Below are 24,733 nucleotides of genomic sequence, written 5' to 3' on the forward strand. Positions count from 1 at the left end.
GAGTGAAGACATGCGTAAACTTGTAGTAGCAATTCTAGTGTCATCTTTAGTCGGCTGTTCTATGGGGCATAGAGATCCTGTAGAAATTAAAGAGTCTTTAAACGAATCAATTAATGAAACCAATAGCAGAGCGCTTCATGAGCTGCCTTCGTCGGTTCAAGATGACCTTATGCCTCAGCTTAATTCTGACTCGATGTCTCCAGGTATGGAAACCGTTAAGCGTTTTCGTATTCAGGCAAAAGGTGTGGAAGCGAGAACCTTTTTTGCCAGCTTAGTGAAAGGTACGGAGTATAGTGCGGCTATTCACCCAAGTGTGTCTGGAAACCTTACGCTTAATCTAACGGACGTGACGTTAGATGAGGTACTGGCTGTTGCTCAAGATATGTATGGCTACGATATTGAAAAGCGTGGCAAAGTGATTCAAGTTTATCCTGCTGGTCTTCGCACCGTAACGATCCCTGTCGATTACTTACAAGTTAAGCGTTCTGGTCGCTCACTCACGACGATCACTACAGGAACGATCTCTAACTCAGATAATAGCTCGTCGAGCTCTTCAAGCTCAGACTCTAACTCGTCGAACTCATCTAATTCTTCAAATAACTCAAATTCAACTTCAAATGGTGGCACTGAGATTGAAACGACCTCTGAAAGTGATTTTTGGCCACAGCTTGAAGCGGCGGTTGCTCACTTAATTGGTTCGGGCGATGGGCAAAGTGTTGTGGTTACCCCACAAGCCAGTGTGATTACGGTACGCGCTTATCCTGATGAAATTCGTGAAGTTCGAGAGTTTTTAGGTATTTCTCAGAAACGTCTGCAACGCCAAGTTATCTTGGAAGCCAAAATCATGGAAGTCACCCTGAGTGATGGTTACCAGCAAGGTATTAGCTGGTCGAATTTATCTAAGTCGATTGGCAGTGGAGGTGTGGTTATTGACCGACCTGGTGGAACATTGCCTCCATTGGATGCAATCAGCTCTTTGTTAGGCGGACAAACCAACGTAACGATTTCAGACGGTAGCTTTGAAGCGGTATTGAGCTTTATGGATACTCAAGGTGATCTCAATGTTCTCTCTAGCCCACGCGTAACGGCTGCAAACAACCAGAAAGCGGTGATCAAGGTTGGTACAGACGAATACTACGTGACGGATTTATCAAGCGCGGTAGGCAGTGGTGACAATGCTAATGTTGCGCCTGAGGTTGAGTTAACGCCGTTTTTCTCTGGTATCTCTTTAGATGTGACCCCTCAGATAGACGATAAAGGCAGCGTGTTCTTACATGTTCACCCTGCCGTTATTGAGGTGGAGGAAGAAGTGAAAGAGCTAAACCTAGGCTCAACAACAGGCATAGTGCAACTTCCTTTGGCGAAAAGCTCTATTCGTGAATCTGACTCAGTGATTCGAGCACGAGACGGTGATGTGGTCGTTATTGGTGGTTTGATGAAATCCAACACCACTGATGTGACGTCTAAAGTTCCATTCCTTGGTGATATTCCAGCCTTAGGTCATTTATTCCGTAATACTAATCAGTTAACGCAAAAAACTGAGCTCGTGATCTTGCTTAAGCCAACGATCGTGGGTGTGAATACTTGGCAAAATGAGTTGGAGCGTTCACGTGATCTTCTTCAGCAGTGGTTCCCTGATGAAGAGTAATTGCTTATTTTCTCTATATAGAGTGGCAGTGTCTCACTAAGCTAGGTCGTCGTATGTATCAAGCTCACTTTGGTTTTGAACAACTGCCATTTACTTTAACGCCGAATACCGATTTCTTTTATGGTTTAGCGCCTCATTTCGAAGCTATTCAGACGGTAATCTCGGCGTTGGAAATGGGCGAGGGCGTGATTAAGGTGACCGGAGAGGTCGGTACTGGAAAAACCATGGTTTGCCGGATGTTGGTCAATCATCTACATGACTGTACAGCCTTGATTTACTTACCAAACCCTGTGCTATCAGGGGCTGACTTGCGCCAGGCTGTTGCTACAGAACTTGGTTTAACTGTCGATAATGAAGCAACCTTGGTTGATAACATTCAGCATAAGCTCATTGAGTTGCACAATTCTGGTTTAAGAGTGGTGGCCATTATTGATGAAGCTCAGGCTCTATCGGATGAAGCTCTCGAAACATTAAGGTTGTTTGGTAATCTTGAAACGGAAGATAAAAAACTGCTGCAGATTGTCTTATTAGGGCAACCCGAATTGGATGCTCGATTAGAGGCTTACCACCTAAGGCAGTTTCGCCAAAGAATCACATTTAGTTCAACACTAAGACCACTGACTCTCGATGAAACGGTGGCGTATATCGATAATCGAATTGCTAAATCTGGTGGTCATCCTGAGTTGTTCAGCTTGAATCAAAAAAAGGCGATCTGTCGTTCGTCGTTAGGTATCCCTAGATTGATAAACCAACTTTGCCACAAGGCTCTATTGCTTTCGTTTAGTGAAGATAAGAAAAGTATCGACAACCAACATCTGTTTTCAGCCATGCATGAAACGTACGATGTATGTAAGCCTAAATTTAAAACGCCAATACTGTGGGGTTGGAATTAATTATGAGCGTCATTAACAACGCCTTGTCTGAATTGGCAAAGAAAAAATCAGCGACTTCGATTGAAGCAGCAGTGGTACCCAAAGTAAAAACGCGTTCCCCACTAGTTTGGGTTGTTACGGGGTTTACTTTGAGCTTAGCGATGGGAGGCTGGGCGATATCGCAAGGTCCAGTGATTGAGCAGTCTATTGTTGAACAGTCAATCTCAACTCGAGATTTACAGGTTCAAGTCTCTGTCGTTGATGATTCAAATGGCATTCAGGAAACCGCTCAACCTACCTCATCGCCAACCAAGAAATTAGTGACGCTAGACTCTGCAAGCCTTTCAACAGAAAACACAGTAATGGTAAAAAGCGTTCAAGCTAAGCCCGATGTTTCCGAATCAGTTGTTATGTCTGCCCCAACAGAAACAACACCAGCTAAACCTCTAAGCGCGCCTAAAACGATTAAGGCTGAAAATCCCCAACCGATTTACGTTGCTAGTGTGACAAAAAAAGAGCCTGTTGCTATCTCTAATGAAGTCGCAATTTCTGAAGGTTCAGAAAATAACGGAATGTTGATTGAACAGGTGGAGCTAACGTCTGATCAACTATCAGCCAATGCACAAGGTCGTGCTCAGAAAGCGCTTGATGCGAACGATCTTACTGGTGCGTTGAAAGGTTATACAGAAGCACTTCGATATGCCCCTAGAAATGAGGACGTTCGCCAGAAACTCGCGATTCTCTATTTTGGGAAAGGTGACACTCGTAAGGCTTACGAACTTTATCAATCAGGTATCAAACTTAATACCAATAGTGAAAAGCTGCGACTGGGTTTATCAAAACTGCTAGTCAAAGCAAATCAAGCAGAAGCCGCATTGAGCCCATTAGTCCATTTACCGCCAAACCCAACCAAAGATTATCTAGCCATGCGTGCGGCGTTGAGCCAAAAATCGCAGCAAGAAGAGATTGCATTAGAGAGCTACAAAAAGTTGGTCGATGTTGATTCTGATAATGCACGCTGGTGGCTAGGTCTGGCGATTCAGCAAGAACGACAGCTTGATTTCACTGCCGCTAAAGCATCATACCAAGGTGCCTTAACCAGAGTTGGAATCTCATCTCAATCGCAAAACTTTGTGCGTGACCGGTTAAAAATACTCGATGCCTTAGAGGAGAGTGACGATGCAAATTAGATTAAGAAAGCGATTGGGTGATTTGCTTGTAGAAGAAGGCATTATTACCGAGGCTCAAGTAGAACAAGCTCTAGCCGCTCAGAAAAGTACCGGCCGTAAGCTAGGTGATGCGCTGATTGAGCTTGGCTTCTTATCTGAGCAGCAAATGCTGAGCTTTCTATCGCAACAGCTTGCTATTCCTCTTATTGATTTAAGCCGAGCAGTTGTCGATGTTGAAGCGGTGCAGCTTTTACCTGAAGTACATGCTCGTCGTCTTCGTGCTTTGGTGATTGGTCGCCAAGGCGATACCTTGCGTGTTGCAATGAGTGATCCTGCCGATCTGTTTGCTCAGGAATCATTACTTGGCCAATTAGGCGATTACGCACTTGAATTTGTCGTCGCTCAAGAGAGACAGTTAGTCGATGGTTTTGACCGTTATTACCGTCGAACCAAAGAGATCGCCTCTTTTGCCGAGCAGCTGCATGCCGAGCACCAAGTTAATGATGCCTTTGATTTTGATATCGCAGGTGAAGACAGCGACGAAGTTACGGTTGTTAAACTTATCAATTCGTTGTTTGAAGATGCCATTCAAGTCGGCGCTTCCGATATCCATATCGAACCAGACTCCAATGTTCTGCGTTTGCGTCAGCGTATTGATGGTGTGCTGCATGAAACCTTGCTAAATGAAGTGAATATTGCTTCTGCACTTGTACTGCGATTAAAGCTGATGGCAAACCTCGATATCTCAGAGAAACGTCTGCCTCAAGATGGTCGCTTTAATATCCGTGCTAAAGGTCAGTCAGTTGATATTCGTATGTCTACCATGCCGGTGCAGCACGGTGAGTCTGTGGTGATGCGTCTGCTTAACCAATCAGCCGGTTTACGTAAATTAGAAGCGTCGGGTATACCGAGCGATCTGCTGGTTCGTCTGCGCAAACAACTGCGCCGCCCACATGGAATGATCTTGGTTACTGGGCCTACAGGTTCAGGTAAAACCACTACTTTGTACGGTGCGTTAAGTGAATTGAACGAACCGGGTAAGAAAATTATTACAGCGGAAGACCCGGTGGAATACCGACTTCCTCGTGTTAACCAAGTTCAGGTAAACCCTAAGATCAACCTCGATTTCTCTACTATCTTGAGAACCTTTCTGCGTCAGGATCCCGATATCATCCTTATTGGTGAGATGCGTGACCACGAAACGGTTGAAATTGGCCTAAGGGCGGCACTGACGGGTCACTTAGTATTAAGTACGCTCCATACCAACGATGCAGTAGATAGTGCACTGCGTATGATGGATATGGGCGCTCCAGGTTACTTGGTCGCGAGCGCAGTTCGAGCGGTAGTCGCTCAGCGATTGGTTCGTAAAGTATGTACTGACTGTAAAGTTGAAGATGAGCTAGATGAACCTCGCAAACAATGGTTGAGCGTTCGCTTCCCAAATCAGGTAGGCGTGCCATTTATGAAAGGGCGTGGTTGCCAGAACTGTAACTTAACCGGCTACCGTGGGCGTATTGGTGTTTTTGAAATGCTAGAGCTAGAGCAAAACATGATGGATGCACTGAGAGCGAATGATGCGGTTGGTTTTGCCCAAACAGCCAGACAGTCTGACAATTACAAACCGTTATTGGCTTCTGCAATGGAACTGGCTTTGCAAGGTGTTGTGAGCCTCGATGAGATCATGCATCTTGGTGAAGGTGACGCCTCCGGTGCAACCGATCCAATTTATCTGTAAGGGTAGACTAGTATGCCAACGTATCGTTATGTAGGTCGCAGCTCTGATGGTAGCCAAGTAAGTGGGCAATTAGACGCGAATAACGAAGATCTTGCGGCTGAAAGCTTGATGAACAAAGGGATCATTCCAACCTCTATCAAACTGGGTAAAAGTGGTGACTCAGTCTTAGATATGGATGTGTCGAGTTTGTTCTCGCCGAATGTTCCGCTTGAAATCTTAGTTCTATTTTGTCGACAGCTATACAGCCTAACCAAAGCTGGCGTGCCGCTTCTGAGGTCGATGAAAGGTCTGACTCAAAATTGTGAGAATAAGCAGTTGAAAGCAGCCTTAGAAGAAGTGGTTGCTGAGCTAACCAATGGCCGTGGGTTAGCGGCATCTATGCAGATGCATCCTAAGGTATTTAGCTCGTTGTTTGTATCGATGATCAGCGTTGGTGAAAACACAGGTCGTCTAGATCAGGCTTTGCTGCAATTAGCTGGATACTACGAACAGGAAGTTGAGACTCGTAAACGAATCAAGACGGCGATGCGTTATCCAACGTTCGTGATCAGCTTTATTTTGATTGCGATGTTCATTCTTAACATCAAGGTTATTCCACAGTTCTCAAGCATGTTTGCGCGCTTTGGTGTCGACTTGCCGCTCCCAACTCGTATCTTGATTGGTATGTCTGAGTTCTTTGTGAATTATTGGGGCTTAATGCTTGGTGTGATCTTTGGTCTTATCTTTGCTTTTAAAGCCTGGGTTAAGACAGATAAAGGCTTGGAAAAGTGGGATCGATTACGCTTAAAAATACCTATAATTGGTGGCGTTGTTAACCGAGCTTTACTGTCTCGTTTCTCACGTACATTCGCGTTGATGCTAAAAGCCGGTGTGCCACTGAACCAGTCGCTAGCGCTATCGGCGGAAGCCTTAGATAACCGTTTTCTTGAGTTGCGAGTTCAAGCGATGAAGTCGGCCATTGAAGCTGGTAGCACGGTTTCGTCGACCGCGATTAACAGCGAAATTTTCACACCGCTGGTGATACAAATGATCTCTGTCGGTGAAGAGACGGGCCGTATTGATGAGCTATTGCTTGAAGTGGCCGATTTTTATGACCGCGAAGTCGATTATGATCTGAAAACTTTAACCGCCAGAATTGAACCCATTTTGTTAACCATCGTTGCGGGTATGGTGCTGATTTTAGCGCTAGGTATTTTCTTGCCGATGTGGGGAATGTTGGATGCAATTAAAGGTTAGGGAATGCTAAATAACCTACAACGCTCACGTTTTGTTATTTGGACTGTGGTTATTCTTTTTCTTATTGTTGGTGTGCTTTCGGCATTCAAAACTGTAGAAGATGAAGCGACTAACACGGCATTTATCGTCGCGAGCAAGCGGATTTTAGAGCAAGCCAATTTATTCAAACAACAGTATTTGCTATCGGGTGCTGGGCAAGAAGAAGGCTCGGAACCCCCAAAGATCTACAGCAGAACTGGATGGGTAATGCCTATCCTAGGTACGAAGCGAGACTGTAACTATTGGCTGGATCAATTATATCCTCAAAGGGGCATTTTAGGACTAAGTTCTCCAAGTGTTGAGGATAAAAGTGATAACATACACTTTCACTGTAGTTATCATTATACTGATAAATATCAGGTAGATATATTACTCGAAAAGGAAAGGTTTAGTGTAAGAGCCAATATTTTGGCTTTGTGAAAATATTGACAGTTTTTTTATGGTTTTATACGAGCACGAATGTATAATGCGCGTTAATAATTAGATGAGTAGGTAGAAAATGCTTAAGAATCAAAAGGGTTTCTCCCTTGTCGAATTAGTCATAGTGATCGTGGTTGTTGGTTTATTGGCGGTTGCCGCCCTACCTCGCTTTTTAGATGTGACAGATGAAGCCAAGAAATCAAGCATTGAAGGCGTTGCTGGTGGTTTTGCGACAGCAGTACTCTCGGCAAGAGCACAGTGGGAAGCAGAAGCTAGGCCATCAGAGAAGATAGGTGTTGAAACATACAATACTGTAAATTATGATGGTGTTGATTTTTGGTTAACGAGATCAAAGAACAGTAACAACGTCGATACTGATTTTCGAGACGGCTATCCGTGGACTCTGAATAACGATTCTGGCACTGCGCCACAAGATATTTCAGATGAAACATGCTCTGAGTTGATGGAAAACTTGCTGCAAAATCCACCTAAAATAGGTGCGGTTTCAGATGTCGATAATGACTCAAATTACAAATATTCAGCGCAAGCGAATTCAGGTGATGCAACGTGTACTTACGTTCAATTAGAAGGCAGTACCGAGCACGAATTTGTTTACGAAATTAAAACTGGTCGTGTGACCGTAACTTTGCAGTAAGTCTGCGTAAAATTAAACATAGAGAGAGCTTAACTATGAAAAGACAAGGCGGTTTCACCCTAATCGAACTAGTGGTTGTAATTGTTATTCTAGGTATTCTTGCTGTAACTGCGGCACCACGTTTCTTGAACCTGCAAGATGATGCTCGCACTGCAACATTAGAGGGCTTACGTGGGGCTGTAGCAGGAGCCATGGGGATCTCTTATGGTAAAGCGGCAATCAACGGCATTGAAGCTACAACATATACCGCTTTTACTGATACTGATAATCCAGGTACTGTAGTTGAAGGTATAGCACATAGTTTTGGTTATCCTGTTGCGGTTAACGATGAAACTGCTAACCAAGGCGGTATCATGCAAACCTTAGATGTATCAAATGAGTTCGTGGTTTTAGATAGCTCTGAAGATGATGCAACTGACCCTACAAATACTACTATTGACATTGGTATAGACGGATACACTGTGCAATGTGTTCAGTATACAGCAGCTATTGATGCGAATACGCCTGCGACTGTATTGATTGTTGATGGTGCTGATGGAAACTGTGGCTTATAATCCCCAGTGAATATTATCTAGAATTCAGGCCGGCCTTTGTCGGCCTTTTTTTTTCTATCGCTCATAAATATTAAAACTATTCATATACATAAGAGCGTAAGCTTCGTTATCTTGTATAATCAGTATTCGCTTGGCAGTTAGAGGCTCATTATGGATAACAGCCCCATACCCAAAGGCTTTACTCTGGTAGAGCTGATCATCGTTATCATTATCCTCGGTATTATTTCAACTTTTGCCGCGAGCCGCTTCACTGGTACCTCTAGCTATTCCACTTTTACTGCACAAGAGCAAGCCATCTCCGTAATTCGCCAAATTCAAGTCAATCGAATGCAATCGAATGTTTCCGCTGCTAATGATAGCTTTCGCCTTGCTATTAATGGTGACTGTTTAGGTTCAGTAACCGCTTGCAGTTTAAATTTATCGAACAGCACTCAGAAATCACAAGCTGATGCACGTAGTGATTATGTTCGTGAATCAGATATTTCATTTTCTTCTCCGAATACCATTGTCGAATTTGACTTATTAGGGAACCCTTCAGTGAGCGCTGGAGTTAGCATCACGATTAACTCAACCACTACTAGCAATAGCGCTCAGGTGTGTATCAATTCTCAAGGTTATGTGCGTGAAGGGGCGTGTCTATGATTCGCGTACGTGGTTTTACTCTCATAGAGAGCATTATTGTGATTATCGTACTGGGTATTGCGATGGTCACAATTAGCAGTTTTTTAGCACCTCAAGTGGCAAGTTCGGCCGACCCACAATATCAAAACCGCTCCGTAGCCTTAGGTCAAAGTTTGATGAACCAAATATTGGCACGTGGTTTTGATGAACACAGTGATTTTGATGGTGGTTTGATTCGCTGTGGCGATGCGGGAGCAGCGACTTGTTCTGCACCCAATGAACTGGGAGTGGATGGTTCAGAGGCTGCGCCCGCTGCTTTTAATGATGTCGATGACTATATTGGTTGTTGGTATACCGATACCACTGAGTCAGCTTGTGTATCATCGACGAAGTATCCGCTTGCTAATATCCTAGATGAAAATATCGAAGACAGTTATGTCAATTTCCGTGTTGAGGTCTTGGTGTTTTATGACCAAAACATGGATGGGCTTAACGACAATATAACTGGAACGATGAAGCGCGTTGAATTACAGATCTTTGGTGGTAACAACCGTTATAGCTTGGTTGCTTACAAGGGGAACTACTAATGAAACAACGTGGTTTTACTTTGATAGAGATGATCGTAACCATTGTTGTGGTTGCCGTCATTGGCCTCGCAATTGCCGGTTTTGTTGAATATGGAATGAAAGGCTATGTTGAGACTATCGATCGTCAAAAAGTACAAGTAAAAGGTCAATTTGTTGTTGAAAAAATGTCGCGAGAGATAAGCCATGCGACTCCCAATAGTTTTGATTCGAGTATTATTCCAGCGTCGGCTTCGTCCTATGCTCAAAAATGTCTAGTATTCTATGCTATTAAATATTCAGGTTTTTATCACTTTGATGAAGCGACAAACGATTTGAATTTCATAATTGGACAAGACTCTCCAACATTCAGCGCAGACGATTTCCTAATTATTAACCCAACCAATAACTCCGAGTTTGGAGAGGATTCCATTAAGCGGATTTCAGTCTCTGGTTTAGCTTCGATAAATAATGTGTTCACCGCTTCTTCGGTAAGTTTGAGTAGTCAGTCAATTGCTCAACGCCATTATATTTATGATGGTAGTAACCCGGTGAGTTATTGTTTAGTGAATGATACTGTTCAGAATCAAGGCCTAATCCAACGAAATGGAGTCACCGTTGCGGATAGCATTAATTATGCTCAAAGTAACTTCCGCTATGAAGATCCAAGCTTACAAAGAGGTGGTGTAATTCACATCGATCTTGTGCTCGAGCAAAACAGTGAAGTAAGTGTTTACCAACAAGATGTGCAGGTACTCAATGCGCCATAGAAAATCATCTCAACAAGGTAGTGTTTTGGTCGTCGCAGTGTTTGTTATTGTGGTGATGGGTTTCCTTGCAACTTCCTTAGTACAAGTTCAGTGGTCAAATCACGATACCTTGACGCGTAAACAACTTGGCACACAAGCCTGGTTGCTCGCGCATTCTGCTAATGAGTGGGCACTTGCTCAAGTTTACCCTCTGACGGTATCACCTGCGATTTCCACTAGTGTGAACACTGTATGTAACACCTTAAATGCCAACCAAGTGAGTGCTGGTATGTCGACTATCTGTACTGTCGGAGAATTAACTTGTAATCAGATTGGAACTTTAGATGGCGTTGGTTTTTTCAAAATTGAATCAACAGCCATTTGTGGTTCAGGTATCAACCAAGTGCAACGTATTCAAGAAGTTTGGGTGAGGGAAGTAGAGCTATGATAAAGAAATTTATGGTTAAACAATTTCAGTTTTTTTTGTTATTAACTACTTTACTTACTTCTTCGTTATCTTATGGCGCAACTTACAACTTAGAGCTTGAATCTGACTTTAAACAGTTATGTACATATAATGGAGGAGGACAAGCGCCGATATCTATAAATGGTTCTGAGTGGGCTAGAGAGTATCGATGTCACGGGATTTTTTCTTCACGTAATAACACTATTAATCTTTATGATAATAGTGTTGTTAAAGCTGACCAGACTTTTAATATAACAAATACAGAATTTAAACCGGTTGTTTCTTCTTCTGGTAATGAGGGTACAACTACTTTATCTGGTGCTGGTGGGGGGGAATCTTCGCTCTCGGAAGTCACTCTTCCTGGAAGCATCCTTGGTGCTGGAACTCTATCGTTATCAAACTCTTCTATTCATGGGAATGTCGATGCGAGTTACGGCATTACGATCATCGCTACCAGTATAGGAAGTGATGTTTCTGGAGGAGGGTCATTCGACTTGAGTAATGGTTCTAGTATTGGTGGTGACGTTCAGATCGTGGATGGTGCGACGGTCGAGGACTCATCAGTTACTGGTGATATAAAAGCTCAATCTCTAGCGTTGACAGATGCGTCAGTAGGAGGAAACACTAATGTTGAATTTGCGTTATTTGCAGATAACTCTTCTATAACGGGATATGCAGAAGCTCAATCAATAAATTTGACTAACGACTCAAGTATTGGAGGCTATGCAAAAGCAGCATCTACTGACTCGATAATAATAGATGATTCTTCGATTGGTGGTGATGCTTCTGCACAAAAAATAACCGCAACTGATGCGTTTATTGGCGGTAATGCTGATACTGTTTACGAACTTGATTTAACCAATAGTACCGTTCAAGGAAATGTCACGTCGATCAACTCTGATATTGATTTATCAGGCAATACAGCCATTATGGGAGATGCCACCGCTTCTACTCCTGATAATGGTTGGGCAACCATTAACTTCAATGATAACAGCATAGTTCATGGCACTTGCCTACACCGCACCTATCCTGTTGATGCTTGCGATTCTACTGAGCCTCCAATCAACCAAAATCCTCAATTTGAATTTGGGACCTTAACCAAAGACAATTGTCGCATTATCGAACCTGGTACTAACGATGATGCAGATAGACAAAGAGTGTCTTGCACATTGGAATTCGACAAAACTTACACCACGGTTCCTTTGGTGTTTGTTATGCCGACCATTGATGCCAATCTATCAGTTTTGAGCGCGAGAACTACAGAGTTACCCTCAACAGCTTCTGTTATTGGAACAAGTTTGACCTCTGCAACTGTAGTACAAGAGATTGCACCGAGCGCTAAACGTAATACCAGCAATACGACATACCTTGATGCTCCAATGCTGAGTGATGAAGATTTAAATTCACTTAACATCGATTATTTCGTTATTCAAGAAGGGGTGATTTCTCTTGGGAACGGAAAAGGACGAATTGTCGCGGGCTTAGTGGAAACAAATACTGCAGCTTCACAAATTAGTAATGAAAGAAATAATGCTGATCTTATTAAATTTGAAGATTTTGGTCTAAGTACTTTCTCAAATATTCCAGGTGTGCTTGTTCAACCGCAAACCAAAAATAATAGCTCAGCTTGGTTTACGGGTATGGCAAGAGGTGTGAATACTGAACGCTTTTATTTAGCCCTTGAAAAATCTGAAGTCATCAACAATAACGACATTAGTGAACCAGAGAAAGTCGCTTTTGTTGCTGGTGAAGGTTCAGGCATTACTCAAGGTGCTCGCTTCTTTTTAGGAAGTGGAGAGACTCGAGTCACTACCACGCTTAATGAAAAAGTCATTTCCCCAATAGAAATTGGTTGTGAGGAATCAACCAGTATTTCCGACGCTAATTTTGACGCCCCACCAATTCTAATTGCAAATAAAAACTCAAGAAGTGGTAATAACGGTGGTTGGGTTCGTCGTTGTCATGTTACTGAAGATGAAGTTTACTTTATTGTTGAAGAAGACATGGATAAGGACAGCGAACGCTCACATATAGCAGAAGATGTTGGTTTTTTTATGTTTGATCGACCAAACGAACTTGGTATTTGTGATGGCTTTAATAACAAAAGTCCAGTCCAAACTTGGATTCGAACCGATGGAACTATCGGAGCATTCGAAGCTTATAATTCCTCTCGCGTTATTGGTTCTTTTAAAGATGGAAATCGGAGGTATCTCGGCTTTGATGACGACTGGGTGACTGACGGTACAAATTGGTCAACCGGTGGTGCTTGTGATGGTTTAGCGTGTGGTGGCTTAGACGACTTGATGGTACCTAAAGAACTGTTAGAGGATATGCCTGATAACCTAACTGTTTCTGTCAATGTTGGTACTGGAGATACGCTAACCTTACCTTTGACTGACAGCGACGGCCAACCAATTTACGAATACCAAACCTTGAATATTGGTGGAATAGTAACGATAGAAGCAGGTAAATATAAAATAGGATCCATCAATGTCTGGGAAGATGGAGAGGTACAAGTCAAGAGCGGTGATTCCGTTACGATTTTCACCAATGAACTCCAACTTAATAACCGAGCGTTTTTCGGTGTCCCTATTGATAGCAGGGTCGTTGATAAACCAACTCTAGAGGCCGATACTTATTTGCGTGTCAATGTATTGGAATCGAATTCCAATAGTGTGAATATCAATAGCAATAGTTCAACGAAGCCAAGCACATTTGTCGGCTTATTGTATAGTGAACAACCTGTAAGAATTAGTAATGACGCCAGAATTTATGGCGGGGTTGCTGCTGAGAGTGTTCATATGTCAGGTCAATCACTTATTTCTGCGGCAACATCTTGTATGTTACCAAGCGATGATTACGAGATAGATATATCTCCCGCGACCGACTTAGCTTTGATGTGTGGCGACGATTCCCCTCATTTTACTATTAATACCTCTAACAATGGTGTGGGAGAAAGTCTAGGTGTTACCGTAGGTATTACGCCAGATGCTAATGAATTCGACGTTTCTGTTCTGCAAGGTTCCGGTACCGGTGTATACCCTAATTATGTTTCAAATGACGATGGTGAATTAACTTTAAAAGTTGTCGCTAAAGAGACTGCCAACATCGATTTTGACTCAGATTACACACTCACTGCAACATTAGTGGATGACTCTGGCAAAGAGGTAGAAAGCCAGTTCAAGTTCGTACCATTTAAATTCTCTTTAGTGGATGGCAATAGTCCAATAAATCGCCTTGACGTTATTGCGGGGCAAGCTACTCCTACGGTAACTAAAGTTTTAGCCTGTGACCTAGGTGACTCTATTGTAGTTGCCGAAAACTATGTAGGAGAAGCCGAGAAGCAAGTAACCATTACTCATGAGCTGGATAATTCTTGGAATGGCTCTGATGGAACGTTAACTTACTTACCTGAATTCAAAAAAGGCAGCGCTTCAACTGACTTAACTATCTCTGAGTCAGGGCTTTTCAACGTCACTTTAAAAGACAGCAGTTTTGATTGTACTGGTTTCGCTGGTTGTCCTGATGATGGGAGTTACGATTTAGAAGGGAGCTTTTCTATTTATTCTCGCCCGTGGCAATTTGCGATCTGTACGGATAATAACTCTGATGGGAACAGCAGTAGTGGGGCAGCATTTGTTGCCGTCGGTGAGGCGTTTGATGTCTACGCTCGCCCAATAAAATATACTAACTCGTCTTCTGTTTGTGGCGATGATAACTTGTTGACGTACAACTACTTTAAGTCGACAGCAAGCGTGGAAGTTACAACGACTTTAGATACACCTCTAATTACGGTTTATCCTGACGCTAAGTTAGGTGATTTAACCCCTGAGACTCAGCTAGCTAAACAAATTTCATCGAATGATCAGTCTAACAAAGGCTATAAATTTGAAAGTTTAAAATACTCAGAAGTGGGTAGCTTTAACTTTGTTGCGACAGAGACTGGTAGTTTTTATGGTTCAATCTTAGGTGGCTTTTCTGGCAATAAGTCTATTGGACGTTTTTATCCTAAATATTTCCAAGTTATCGACCAAAATTGGAACTATTCTGGTGTCCAAATATTCAATTATATGAACCAAAACTTTGAACAAGTGAGCTTTGACGTTCAAGCTTTATCCAAAGAAATATCGATTAATGGTGGAGCTGAAGAGCCTCAACCTGTGCACAATTACCAATATTTTGATCCAAAGTTAAAAACGAGTTTTTCTTTATATGAGAGTGAGCTGTCAACTCGCCTAATCTCACCAAGCTTTGGTGATGGGGCTTGGAGTGGAGCGAATCAGAGTATTGGTCGCTTTTCAGTTAATCTGTCTGGGGAATGTGGGGGAAGCAGTAGTTTCTGTTTAACTAAGGCAGATACCGGAATAGAGTATGAAGATGGGCCATATAATCTTAATGAAGGAACTTCTGGAGAGACTACAGATATTAGGCTAGCTGTTGAAGATAACGTTGATCCTGTTGAGTTTTGGAATGATGGTGACCAGCTCTTAAAAGAACCCGATATCCGCTTTGGTCGAATAGATCTAGACGATGTTGGTGGTAACTCAGATACAACTATTGCTATTCCATTAAGAGCTGAGTATTGGGATTCCAGCCGTAAGCGCTTTGTTCTGAATGACGATGATAGCACTACACGTGTTGATGCATCCACGAGCGCTAGCGATGTTATTTGGTCAGAAGACGGTAGTCTTACCACGACAGTGACACTCGCTAATGGCGGTCAAGTCTCTGATGGAGAATCTCGTAACCTGAAGGCTTCTCAAGGCGAAAGCGTAAGTATCCGTGAGCAAGTCCAGTTGTGGCAAAGCATGGATGATACTCCATGGCTCAGATACGATTGGAATAGCGATAAAGTTTCGGATGAGGCAAATGGAGAGCAAGATCCCTCCACCGTCGTCACATTTGGCATCTACCGCGGTAACGATCGTGTGATCTACCGAGGTGAAAGCGGTTTAACAGGTCAGTAAAAATATAATTTTTGCCCCTTAAGTTAGGAATCTGTAAGAAATTGCGGGTTTCAGTCCATGTTTATACTTCAATGCCTTGCCGTGACAGCAAGGCATTGGTACATTTAGTGCAATTTTTGTCTTCTAATTCTTGCAGGATGAGCGAAGAATATGTTTAAAAAACTTCGTGGCATGTTTTCAAACGACCTATCGATTGATTTAGGTACTGCCAATACCCTTATATATGTAAAAGGCCAAGGCATTGTTCTTGATGAGCCTTCAGTTGTCGCTATTCGCCAAGATCGTACAGGGTCTGCAAAGAGTGTCGCTGCTGTTGGTCATGCTGCTAAGCAAATGCTTGGTCGTACGCCAGGTAACATTTCAGCGATCCGTCCAATGAAAGACGGCGTAATTGCCGACTTTTACGTAACGGAAAAAATGCTTCAGCACTTTATTAAGCAAGTGCATGACAACAGTGTTCTTAAACCAAGCCCTCGTGTCTTGGTTTGCGTTCCTTGTGGTTCAACACAGGTTGAGCGTCGTGCCATCCGTGAGTCAGCGCTAGGCGCTGGTGCTCGTGAGGTTTACCTAATCGATGAGCCAATGGCTGCGGCGATTGGTGCTGGCCTGCGTGTTTCTGAGCCAACAGGTTCAATGGTGGTTGATATCGGTGGTGGTACTACTGAAGTTGCGGTTATCTCATTAAATGGTGTGGTTTACTCTTCTTCTGTTCGTATCGGTGGTGACCGTTTTGATGAAGCTATCATCAACTACGTTCGTCGTAACTACGGTAGCTTGATTGGTGAAGCAACGGCAGAAAAGATCAAACACGAAATCGGTTCAGCTTACCCTGGCGATGAAGTACAAGAGATCGAAGTGCGTGGTCGTAACCTTGCAGAAGGTGTGCCTCGTAGCTTTAGCCTAAACTCAAACGAAATCCTTGAAGCGCTTCAAGAGCCGCTATCAGGTATAGTATCTGCTGTTATGGTTGCACTAGAACAATGTCCGCCAGAGCTTGCTTCTGATATCTCAGAAAACGGTATGGTACTGACTGGTGGTGGTGCACTGCTTAAAGACCTTGATCGTCTGCTAACGGAAGAAACAGGTATCCCTGTTGTTGTTGCAGAAGAGCCATTAACGTGTGTTGCTCTGGGTGGCGGTAAAGCGCTAGAGATGATCGACATGCACGGCGGCGACCTGTTCAGCGAAGAATAATATCTAGGGCGTGTTGATCTTGCGAGCTGATTTTTGCAGCGAGTTGCTGGGTATTTATACAAGACAGAGGCTTTGATGTGTAGCTAGCCTACATGAGAAGCCGATAACGTAGTAGAAATGACCAGCAAACGCTGCCCGAAGGGCTCGGCTAAAAGCGTTTTACTCTTTGTTGAGGGAGATTTGCTTAGAATGACTAGGCTACTTCTCCCTCGCCTCGATTAAAACGCTTTTATCTCGAACAAAATTTAACCGCGAAAGGTCAACACGCCCTAGTGTTAGGCCCTTTTCTTATCTATTTTTATGTAAAGAGCCTAGGACCTTGTCTATAGGGTCAAATGTAGCTCTAGGACCAAATATAGAATGAAGCCAATTTTTGGTAGAGGTCCCTCTCTACAATTGCGCCTGTTTTTTGCTGTAATTTTATCAGCCAGCCTTATGCTGGCTGATAGTCGTTTAGATGCTTTCTCAAATGTCCGCTATCTATTGAACAGCATGGTTGCCCCTATTCAATACGCAGCCAACTTACCTCGCACTATGTTCGATGGTGTCTACGACCGTTTTAGTACTCGTAAAGGCCTAATCGAATCCAATCATAATATTAAACGAGAAGTCTTGCGTCTGAAAAGCGAGCTGATTCTGCTTGAGCAATACCAAGAAGAAAACAAGCGCCTTCGTAAGCTATTAGGGTCTCCGTTTATCCGTGATGAGAAGAAAGTCGTCACAGAAGTTATGGCGGTAGACACTTCACCATATCGTCATCAAGTCGTGATCGATAAAGGTCAGATTGATGGGGTGTATGAAGGTCAACCTGTGATCAACGAAAAAGGCATTGTCGGTCAAGTCACTTTCGTTGCTGCTCATAATAGTCGAGTTCTGCTATTAACTGATGCAAACAATGCGATTCCCGTGCAAGTTATTCGCAATGATATCCGCGTTATTGCTTCAGGCAATGGCATGATTGATGAGATCCAGTTAGAGCACATTCCAACCAGTACCGATATACAAGAAGAAGATCTGTTGGTGACATCGGGTCTTGGCGGTGTATATCCAGAAGGTTATCCAGTCGCCTATGTTAGTGCCGTTGATTACGACCCGAAACGTGAATTCGCTGTTATTAAAGCAGAGCCTGTCGTTGAGTTCGATAAGCTCAGATACTTGCTGCTTGTATGGCCTGATGAAAACAAACAGATGCAAGCGGATCAATCCAGCATAGAACAAGCATTGTTAGAGGGCGAAGATGGCCAATAGCGTTTTGAGAAGCAAGGTAGTAATTTTCTGCTCATTTTTGGTCGCACTTATTCTGCAGACGATTCCTTGGCCTGGTAGCTTAGATCTATTTAGACCATCTTGGTTACTGCTAGTTACGTGTTACTGGGTTTTAGCTCTACCGCACCGTGTTAACGTGGGTAGCGCTTTGATTCTAGGCTTATTGTGGGATCTTTTGATCGGCTCTACTTTAGGCATTAGAGGTATGATGATGGCAATAGTGATGTACATTATTGCGATGAACTTCCTCGTCATTCGTAATATGGCGTTATGGCAGCAAGCGATGATCATTGCCGCGTTAACGGTGTTGTTTGAGGTGTTGATCTTCTTTGGTGAATATTTGATCCAAGATGTTGTTTTCAATCCGTTATCGTTATGGAGCGCATTGATAAACTGTATACTTTGGCCGTGGATGTTTTTGTTGATGAGACGCGTGCGTCGCCATTGGCATGTGAGGTAGCGTGACGATGGAAAAGAAACATTTAGTTTTGGCATCCGGTTCGCCACGCCGCAAAGAGTTGCTCTCTCAACTTGGTTATGATTTTTCTGTCCTCGTAACCGATGTTGAAGAGTGTAAACACGATCAAGAAACCGCCGAAGAATATGTTAAGCGACTATCTTTAGATAAAGCCTTAGCTGCGTTGTCTTTATTGAAAGATAACCCTTCTGAAAGGCAGCATGTCGTTCCTAGTTCTGATACTGTAGATCTTGGTTCTGATATTGCAGCTCTTAGCTCTGATGCTATTTCTCTTGAATCTGAAACAGTGGTTCTGGGTTCTGACACAGTCGTCGTAAGCAAAGGGCAAGTGCTCGAGAAACCTACCGACTTTGCTGACTCTAAGCGTATGCTTACTCAGTTAGCGAATGAACGTCACCAAGTGATGACGGCGGTCTCTGTGGTTTCAGAAGAAAAACAAAGAACAGAAATCATTATTACCGACGTATGGTTTAAACCCCTCAGTGAAAAAGAAATAGAACAATACTGGCAAACAGGGGAGCCATGCGATAAAGCCGGTAGCTATGGGATCCAAGGTTTGGGCGGACGCTTTGTTACCCGAATCGAAGGTAGTTATTACGCCGTTGTCGGCTTACCTTTATTTGAAACGGACCAGCTACTGCAAGAATTCTTATAATTACTAATCTGAGGTGCACCATGAGTGCTGAATTGTTGCTGAACGTGACCCCGAGTGAAACTCGTGTGGCCATGATTGAAGGGGGGGCTCTTCAAGAGATCCATGTCGAACGAGATGCTCGACGCGGTATCGTAGGAAATATCTATAAAGGACGTGTAAGCCGTGTTCTTCCGGGAATGCAGGCGGCTTTTGTGGATATAGGCCTTGAAAAAGCAGCTTTTCTACACGCCTCTGATATTGTCCCACACACTGAATGTGTCGCTGAAAACGAAAAGAAGCAATTTCAGGTTCGTGATATTTCAGAGCTTGTTCGTCAAGGGCAAGACATTGTGGTGCAAGTGGTCAAAGACCCTCTTGGTACTAAAGGTGCCCGCTTAACCACTGATATCACACTACCGTCTCGTTATCTGGTCTTTATGCCGGGCGCAAGCCATGTTGGCGTTTCTCAACGTATCGACAGCGAGTCTGAACGTAACCGTCTTAAAAAAGTCGTGTCTCGTTACTGTGACGAACATGGTGGCTTTATCATTCGTACTGCCGCAGAAGGTGCAGACTCAAATGAGTTGGCACAAGATGCCGCATTCTTAAAGCGACTATGGTTAAAAGTATTAGAGCGTCGTGGTAAGCATAAAGCGCGTACTCGTTTGTATGGTGAGCTTTGCTTAAGTCAACGTATCTTGCGTGACTTCGTTGGTACTGAGTTGAGTAAGATTCAGGTCGATTCTCGTCTAGAATATGAAAACCTAAAAGAGTTTACCTCTGAATACGTGCCTGAGCTTACAGATAAGCTTGAATTGTATGAAGGTGATAAGCCTATCTTTGATATGTACGATACCGAGAACGAAATTCAGCGTTCATTGGATCGTAAGGTCGAATTAAAGTCTGGTGGGTATTTGATCATCGACCAAACGGAAGCGATGACCACTGTTGATATCAACACTGGCGCGTTTGTTGGTCGTCGTAATCTAGAAGAGACGATTTTCAATACTAACGTAGAAGCGACTCAGGCGATTGCTCGTCAGCTGCGTCTGCGTAACTTGGGTGGCATCATCATTATCGATTTTATTGATATGTTATCTGAGGAACATCGTAAGCGAGTACTAACTTCTTTAGAGGCTGCGCTAGATAAAGACCGTGTGAAAACCAATATTAATGGCTTCACGCAGCTTGGTTTGGTTGAGATGACTCGTAAACGTACTCGTGAAAGTATTGAGCATATCCTGTGTTCAAGCTGTCCTGCTTGTGAAGGCCGTGGCAGTGTGAAGACAGTTGAAACCGTTTGTTATGAAATTCTTCGAGAGATCACTCGAGTGAATCGTGCGTACGACGCCGATAAATTTGTGGTCTATGCGGCAGCTGCCGTAGCTGAGGCGTTAGAGGGCGATGAATCCCATGCGCTTGCGGAGCTTGAAGTCTTTATTGGTAAGCAAGTTAAAATCCAGGCTGAGCCTCTGTACATACAAGAGCAGTTTGATGTTGTTATGATGTAATGGAAATTTTGTGAGCTCAAGCGTTACTCTGATTCTACGTGCATGTTTATGGTTAGTGGTTACTCTCTTAGTAACGCTAGCCATTGCTGTTACTACACTGCGTGTAGCCTTACCCAATTTAAACAAGTATCAATCTGAAATTGAGCTTTGGGTAAACCAACATTCCGGTTTTGACTTTTCGATTCAAGATGTGGGCGGTTTTTGGCGTAACACTCACCCCTCTATTGCTCTGCAAGGCGTAAAAGCTAGCCTTCCTAATGCAGAGAATGTGTCCTTTTCTGTTGAGCGTGTTGAAGTCGAGTTTGACTTAATTCAATCGGTTGTGCAGATGCGTCCGGTTGTTGCCGACTTGGTCATGAATCAAATGTATCTTGATATCCGCTCAATTGATCTGTTTGCCGGACAAGATGGCAAAGACGAGCCTAAAGATCCCGGCTCTTCCAAGCGAGTGATACAAGAGCTTGATAACTTACTTCTGAAAACTTTGGTGGATGTGACCGCTAAAGATTCCACTCTTTTATATCGCACTATCTCCGATGAAGAACGTCAGCTTGATATTGAAACTCTGAAATGGCAAAACTCAGGTAAACATCACCTTGCGGAAGGTGTGGTGAGTATTAAAGATGCCAATCTCAACTCTTTGTCAGTGAGTGCTAACTTTATTGATGGTGGCTCGTTAACTGATATGACGGGCGAGTTTTATGTCAGTGCGGACAGCATCTCGGTTAAACCTTGGTTAACTCGTTATATGCAGGCGGAATCCGGCATTGAAACGGGTACTGTGAGCTTAAATAGTTGGCTTACGCTACGAAATAGCAAACCGGTAAGCGCTTATGTTGAGGTTTTACCCTCAGAATTGACGTGGAACGAAGATGGCGAGCATGACCTCATGCTTGAGTCTGGTGTCTTTAAGCTGTCTCCGACTGATGATGGTTGGCAAGTAAATGGTCACTCACTTAATTTAAGAACCGATGACACACCTTGGCCAGAACTCGATGTTGCATTCAAGTGGAACAAAGGTCCGTGGCAACTCAACGTTTCTGAGTTGGATATTACAACTATTACTCCGTTGATTAAGTTGTTGCCGGATTCCGAGCAATCCACTCAAATGATTAATTCGTTGGCTCCAGGCGGTTTGGTTTCTGATATTCGCGTCTCCATGGATTCAGGCATCGAAAGCTTACGTTATTCTGCGAGTTTTTCTGATATGGCTATTGAGCAGTGGGAGTTGGTCCCAGGCTTTAGCCAAGTGTCAGGCAGTGTGTTTGGTTCTGCATCAGAAGCGAAAGCCAGCTTACATGTTATTGATGATGTGTTTCCTTATGGCGATGTTTTCCAAGCGCCTCTGAATATCAAACAAGGTCAGGTTGACATTGTTTGGCAGCAGGATGAAAACGGTTGGAAGCTTTGGTCGGATAAAATCACGGCAGCAACGCCAGATTTACAAGTTCTGGGCGCATTTCGTTTAGACTTTCCAAATGACGCAAGCCCTTACCTTTCTTTTTATGGTGAAGCGGACGCTTACAATGTGGGTGAAACCTGGCGTTATTTACCGACATTGGCACTTGGCCAAGACTTAACCGATTACCTTTCCACTGCGATTCAAGCGGGTAAAGCCGACACCGTTAAATTACTTTGGCATGGTGAATTAGCTCAATATCCGTATACCAATCATGATGGTGTTTTTCAGGTTTTGGTTGGATTAGAAAATGCGAAATTCAGCTTTGATACCGCTTGGCCATTGATCACTGACCTTCAGCTTGATCTGCTATTTGAAAATGACGCGATGCATCTAGATTCTCGCTCAGCTCAACTGATGGATGTGACAGCCGACCGAATCACTGGACGTATTCCTTATCTAGGGGAAGGCGGCCATATTGAGATAGAAGCTAAAGCAACGGCATCTGGCAACGCAGTACGCGATTACATGACGTCTTCGCCATTAGTGGGCTCGGTAGGCGCCGCGTTGACCGCACTTCAAGTCAGTGGTGATGTCTCTTCTGAGTTTCAGCTAAATATTCCGTTTGATTCTGAAAAAGAAGCAAGAGCATGGGGTTATGCTGACTTAAGTGGTAACCATGTCGAAATTGAAGCGCCGCCGATTGTGCTTGAGAACACCACGGGCCGTATCGAGTTTGATAATGATGTAGTGACGGCAAATGGCCTCGCAGCTGATCTGCTTAATCAAGGTATATCCATTGATTTTAAAGGCCTGAATGATGGTCCTGGCTATGCTGTCGATATTGACGTGTTAGGAGATTGGGATGTTAAACCTCTAGAACCTTACATTGGTGACCAATGGCTAAGTCGTTTGTCTGGGCATGCTCAATGGCAAAGTCAGATTGATATCCAACTCAACGACATAGGGTTTACTTACCAACTGGATTTACAGTCAGATCTTAAATACTTAGCAAGTGATTATCCATATCCATTGGCGAAAAAATCGTTAGAAAGTGGATCGGCAAGATTACAAGCATCAGGTAACCAAGAGGCGATTACCGCGCGCCTGCAATTGCCAAACACCAAGTACCAAGCTGAAATTGATATCACGGGTGATGTTCCTGAACTAACAGCGACTAATTTAGTTCTTGGTCGTGGTGGCTACAAAATTAGTCCTGTTGTAGGTCATCACGCATTGATTCGTACTGATAAATTCAATGCCGATGATTGGCTATCGGTTGTGATGGAACCAGTAAAGCCTTCAACAGCTGTGCTGAGCCAAATGAATACGCCAACCATCCCTGCGCCAAGTCGTGTGACCTTCGAAAGTAAAGAGCTGATCTTGGGTGGTATCTCTTGGAATGATGTCGATTTTAGTGCTCGTAAAAACAAACAAGCATGGCAAATGGAAGTTTCGAGCCAAGAGATAGAAGGAGACATTAATTATCTACCTCCTTACGATTTAACGGTTTCATTAGATCGCCTGCATTTGTTTGTTCCAGAGTGGAGCGATCAGAAAAACCAAGAACAACTGCTGCAACGTAAAGCGCAAGAAGCACCATTGATCTCTGATTTGGATCGAGAGATCCACGATGCGATGCCGAACCTGAAGTTAACGTTGAACGACTTTTGGCTGCAAGGTTACAAGGTTGGCAAGGTTGATGTTGAAATGGCTAGGAACGAAGATCGTATTGAGTGGAACAAAATTCAGGTTCGAAGCGGCGGTAACAAAGCGGATGTCAGTGGCTGGTGGGAGCTGGACGGAGACAAGAGTCATTCCGCGCTAACGGTTGATGTTGAGGGTGAAAATAACAGTGAGCTAATGGAACGCTTCGGTATTACTTCCGGTATTCAAAAAGCGCCATTTGCATTGGAAGGTCAACTGAATTGGGATGGTTCACCTTGGGGAATCAAAATGGATACCCTTGATGGCAACGTTAAAACTAAGTTTGGCAAAGGCATTATCTCAGATGTGAGTGGTGCGGCTCGATTGCTAGGTTTGTTTAGCTTGGATTCGATCATCCGTAAGATGCAGCTCGACTTCTCTGACGTGTTTGACAAAGGCATGGCATTCAACAGCATCACTGGTACGGGCGAGATCCAAAACGGTATCTTCCTAACCAACGACCTGAATATGGATGCGGTGGCCGGTGAAATGAAGATCAAAGGTATCGCTAACCTTAATACGCGTCAGGTCGACGCTGAGGTGAACTTCACCCCAGATATTACCTCGGGTATTCCCGTATTAACGGCCTTTGCGGTAACCCCTCAAACGGCGCTGTACGTATTGGCGGTGACCACGGTGATTTCGCCAGTGGTTGAAGTCTTTACCCAAGTTAATTACTCGGTGAAAGGGCCATTGGATTCACCAACGGTGAGCGAGCTTTCACGTAGCTCCGGTGAGTTCCAGCTACCAGATAAGCTGAGAAAATTAGCCGAATAGGCCTTAGACCCTAGTCAGCGAATATACGGTGAAATGCTGATTTCTGAATCATAATGAATGGAGGAGCGATACA

General features: G+C 43.6%; 18 protein-coding genes and 1 pseudogene. All 19 read left to right on the forward strand.

Annotated elements, in window-relative coordinates; all coding sequences use genetic code 11:
* The first annotated feature begins 10 nt into the window (after nucleotides 1-10).
* A complete protein-coding gene (gene mshL, locus ITG09_01990) occupies nucleotides 11-1,648 on the forward strand; it encodes a pilus (MSHA type) biogenesis protein MshL (protein ID UPR52443.1) in 1,638 nt (545 codons plus the stop codon).
* A gap of 53 nt (nucleotides 1,649-1,701) precedes the next feature.
* A complete protein-coding gene (locus ITG09_01995) occupies nucleotides 1,702-2,541 on the forward strand; it encodes an ExeA family protein (GenBank protein UPR52444.1) in 840 nt (279 codons plus the stop codon).
* Between the two features lie 2 nt (nucleotides 2,542-2,543).
* Nucleotides 2,544-3,710: an MSHA biogenesis protein MshN gene (locus ITG09_02000; protein ID UPR52445.1), complete on the forward strand. Its 1,167-nt coding sequence runs from the start codon at nucleotides 2,544-2,546 to the stop codon at nucleotides 3,708-3,710.
* Entirely contained in the window at nucleotides 3,700-5,424 is a 1,725-nt protein-coding gene (tadA, locus tag ITG09_02005) for a Flp pilus assembly complex ATPase component TadA (protein ID UPR52446.1), read from the forward strand. Before ITG09_02000 ends, tadA begins: the two co-directional genes overlap by 11 nt.
* Nucleotides 5,425-5,436: 12 nt before the next feature.
* The gene (locus ITG09_02010; protein ID UPR52447.1) at nucleotides 5,437-6,660 is read left to right on the forward strand and encodes a type II secretion system F family protein; all 1,224 of its coding nucleotides are present in this window, start codon (nucleotides 5,437-5,439) and stop codon (nucleotides 6,658-6,660) included.
* 3 nt (nucleotides 6,661-6,663) lie between these two features.
* Nucleotides 6,664-7,119, forward strand: a complete 456-nt coding sequence (locus ITG09_02015; GenBank protein ID UPR52448.1) for an MSHA biogenesis protein MshF — start codon at nucleotides 6,664-6,666, stop codon at nucleotides 7,117-7,119.
* A gap of 79 nt (nucleotides 7,120-7,198) precedes the next feature.
* Nucleotides 7,199-7,774 (forward strand): prepilin-type N-terminal cleavage/methylation domain-containing protein, encoded by a 576-nt coding sequence (locus ITG09_02020; GenBank protein UPR52449.1) that lies wholly within the window; start codon nucleotides 7,199-7,201, stop codon nucleotides 7,772-7,774.
* A gap of 35 nt (nucleotides 7,775-7,809) precedes the next feature.
* Nucleotides 7,810-8,328 carry a type II secretion system protein gene (locus ITG09_02025; protein UPR52450.1) on the forward strand — a complete coding sequence of 173 codons (519 nt, stop codon included), beginning with the start codon at nucleotides 7,810-7,812 and terminating at the stop codon, nucleotides 8,326-8,328.
* 150 nt (nucleotides 8,329-8,478) lie between these two features.
* A complete protein-coding gene (locus ITG09_02030) occupies nucleotides 8,479-8,970 on the forward strand; it encodes a prepilin-type N-terminal cleavage/methylation domain-containing protein (protein UPR52451.1) in 492 nt (163 codons plus the stop codon).
* The gene (locus ITG09_02035; protein ID UPR52452.1) at nucleotides 8,967-9,536 is read left to right on the forward strand and encodes a type II secretion system protein; all 570 of its coding nucleotides are present in this window, start codon (nucleotides 8,967-8,969) and stop codon (nucleotides 9,534-9,536) included. Before ITG09_02030 ends, ITG09_02035 begins: the two co-directional genes overlap by 4 nt.
* The gene (locus ITG09_02040) at nucleotides 9,536-10,282 is read left to right on the forward strand and encodes a prepilin-type N-terminal cleavage/methylation domain-containing protein (protein UPR52453.1); all 747 of its coding nucleotides are present in this window, start codon (nucleotides 9,536-9,538) and stop codon (nucleotides 10,280-10,282) included. The genes ITG09_02035 and ITG09_02040 overlap by 1 nt, the downstream gene beginning before the upstream one ends.
* Complete coding sequence (locus ITG09_02045) at nucleotides 10,272-10,709, forward strand: MSHA biogenesis protein MshP (GenBank protein UPR52454.1); 438 nt, start codon at nucleotides 10,272-10,274, stop codon at nucleotides 10,707-10,709. Before ITG09_02040 ends, ITG09_02045 begins: the two co-directional genes overlap by 11 nt.
* Before the next feature lie 221 nt (nucleotides 10,710-10,930).
* Nucleotides 10,931-15,694, forward strand: a pseudogene (locus tag ITG09_02050) (hypothetical protein).
* 150 nt (nucleotides 15,695-15,844) lie between these two features.
* Nucleotides 15,845-16,888, forward strand: coding sequence for a rod shape-determining protein (locus ITG09_02055; protein ID UPR52455.1), 1,044 nt, complete (start codon nucleotides 15,845-15,847; stop codon nucleotides 16,886-16,888).
* A gap of 360 nt (nucleotides 16,889-17,248) precedes the next feature.
* Nucleotides 17,249-18,136 (forward strand): rod shape-determining protein MreC, encoded by an 888-nt coding sequence (gene mreC, locus ITG09_02060; GenBank protein UPR52456.1) that lies wholly within the window; start codon nucleotides 17,249-17,251, stop codon nucleotides 18,134-18,136.
* Nucleotides 18,126-18,614: a rod shape-determining protein MreD gene (gene mreD, locus ITG09_02065; GenBank protein ID UPR52457.1), complete on the forward strand. Its 489-nt coding sequence runs from the start codon at nucleotides 18,126-18,128 to the stop codon at nucleotides 18,612-18,614. Before mreC ends, mreD begins: the two co-directional genes overlap by 11 nt.
* 7 nt (nucleotides 18,615-18,621) lie before the next feature.
* Nucleotides 18,622-19,287: a septum formation protein Maf gene (gene maf / locus ITG09_02070; protein UPR52458.1), complete on the forward strand. Its 666-nt coding sequence runs from the start codon at nucleotides 18,622-18,624 to the stop codon at nucleotides 19,285-19,287.
* A 20-nt stretch (nucleotides 19,288-19,307) separates the two neighbouring features.
* Nucleotides 19,308-20,777: a ribonuclease G gene (gene rng, locus ITG09_02075; GenBank protein UPR52459.1), complete on the forward strand. Its 1,470-nt coding sequence runs from the start codon at nucleotides 19,308-19,310 to the stop codon at nucleotides 20,775-20,777.
* Between the two features lie 10 nt (nucleotides 20,778-20,787).
* A complete protein-coding gene (locus ITG09_02080) occupies nucleotides 20,788-24,660 on the forward strand; it encodes a TIGR02099 family protein (GenBank protein ID UPR52460.1) in 3,873 nt (1,290 codons plus the stop codon).
* The last annotated feature ends 73 nt before the right edge of the window (nucleotides 24,661-24,733 follow it).

Origin of the sequence: Vibrio cyclitrophicus, from assembly GCA_023206055.1 — a bacterium.
GTDB lineage: Bacteria > Pseudomonadota > Gammaproteobacteria > Enterobacterales > Vibrionaceae > Vibrio > Vibrio cyclitrophicus_A.

Excerpts from the sequence above, each read along its gene's own strand:
- mshL (UPR52443.1), top strand. The coding sequence starts at position 11 with ATGCGTAAACTTGTAGTAGCAATTCTAGTGTCATCTTTAGTCGGCTGT.
- ITG09_01995 (UPR52444.1), top strand. The coding sequence starts at position 1,702 with ATGTATCAAGCTCACTTTGGTTTTGAACAACTGCCATTTACTTTAACG.
- ITG09_02000 (UPR52445.1), top strand. The coding sequence starts at position 2,544 with ATGAGCGTCATTAACAACGCCTTGTCTGAATTGGCAAAGAAAAAATCA.
- tadA (UPR52446.1), top strand. The coding sequence starts at position 3,700 with ATGCAAATTAGATTAAGAAAGCGATTGGGTGATTTGCTTGTAGAAGAA.
- ITG09_02010 (UPR52447.1), top strand. The coding sequence starts at position 5,437 with ATGCCAACGTATCGTTATGTAGGTCGCAGCTCTGATGGTAGCCAAGTA.
- ITG09_02015 (UPR52448.1), top strand. The coding sequence starts at position 6,664 with ATGCTAAATAACCTACAACGCTCACGTTTTGTTATTTGGACTGTGGTT.
- ITG09_02020 (UPR52449.1), top strand. The coding sequence starts at position 7,199 with ATGCTTAAGAATCAAAAGGGTTTCTCCCTTGTCGAATTAGTCATAGTG.
- ITG09_02025 (UPR52450.1), top strand. The coding sequence starts at position 7,810 with ATGAAAAGACAAGGCGGTTTCACCCTAATCGAACTAGTGGTTGTAATT.
- ITG09_02030 (UPR52451.1), top strand. The coding sequence starts at position 8,479 with ATGGATAACAGCCCCATACCCAAAGGCTTTACTCTGGTAGAGCTGATC.
- ITG09_02035 (UPR52452.1), top strand. The coding sequence starts at position 8,967 with ATGATTCGCGTACGTGGTTTTACTCTCATAGAGAGCATTATTGTGATT.
- ITG09_02040 (UPR52453.1), top strand. The coding sequence starts at position 9,536 with ATGAAACAACGTGGTTTTACTTTGATAGAGATGATCGTAACCATTGTT.
- ITG09_02045 (UPR52454.1), top strand. The coding sequence starts at position 10,272 with ATGCGCCATAGAAAATCATCTCAACAAGGTAGTGTTTTGGTCGTCGCA.
- ITG09_02055 (UPR52455.1), top strand. The coding sequence starts at position 15,845 with ATGTTTAAAAAACTTCGTGGCATGTTTTCAAACGACCTATCGATTGAT.
- mreC (UPR52456.1), top strand. The coding sequence starts at position 17,249 with ATGAAGCCAATTTTTGGTAGAGGTCCCTCTCTACAATTGCGCCTGTTT.
- mreD (UPR52457.1), top strand. The coding sequence starts at position 18,126 with ATGGCCAATAGCGTTTTGAGAAGCAAGGTAGTAATTTTCTGCTCATTT.
- maf (UPR52458.1), top strand. The coding sequence starts at position 18,622 with ATGGAAAAGAAACATTTAGTTTTGGCATCCGGTTCGCCACGCCGCAAA.
- rng (UPR52459.1), top strand. The coding sequence starts at position 19,308 with ATGAGTGCTGAATTGTTGCTGAACGTGACCCCGAGTGAAACTCGTGTG.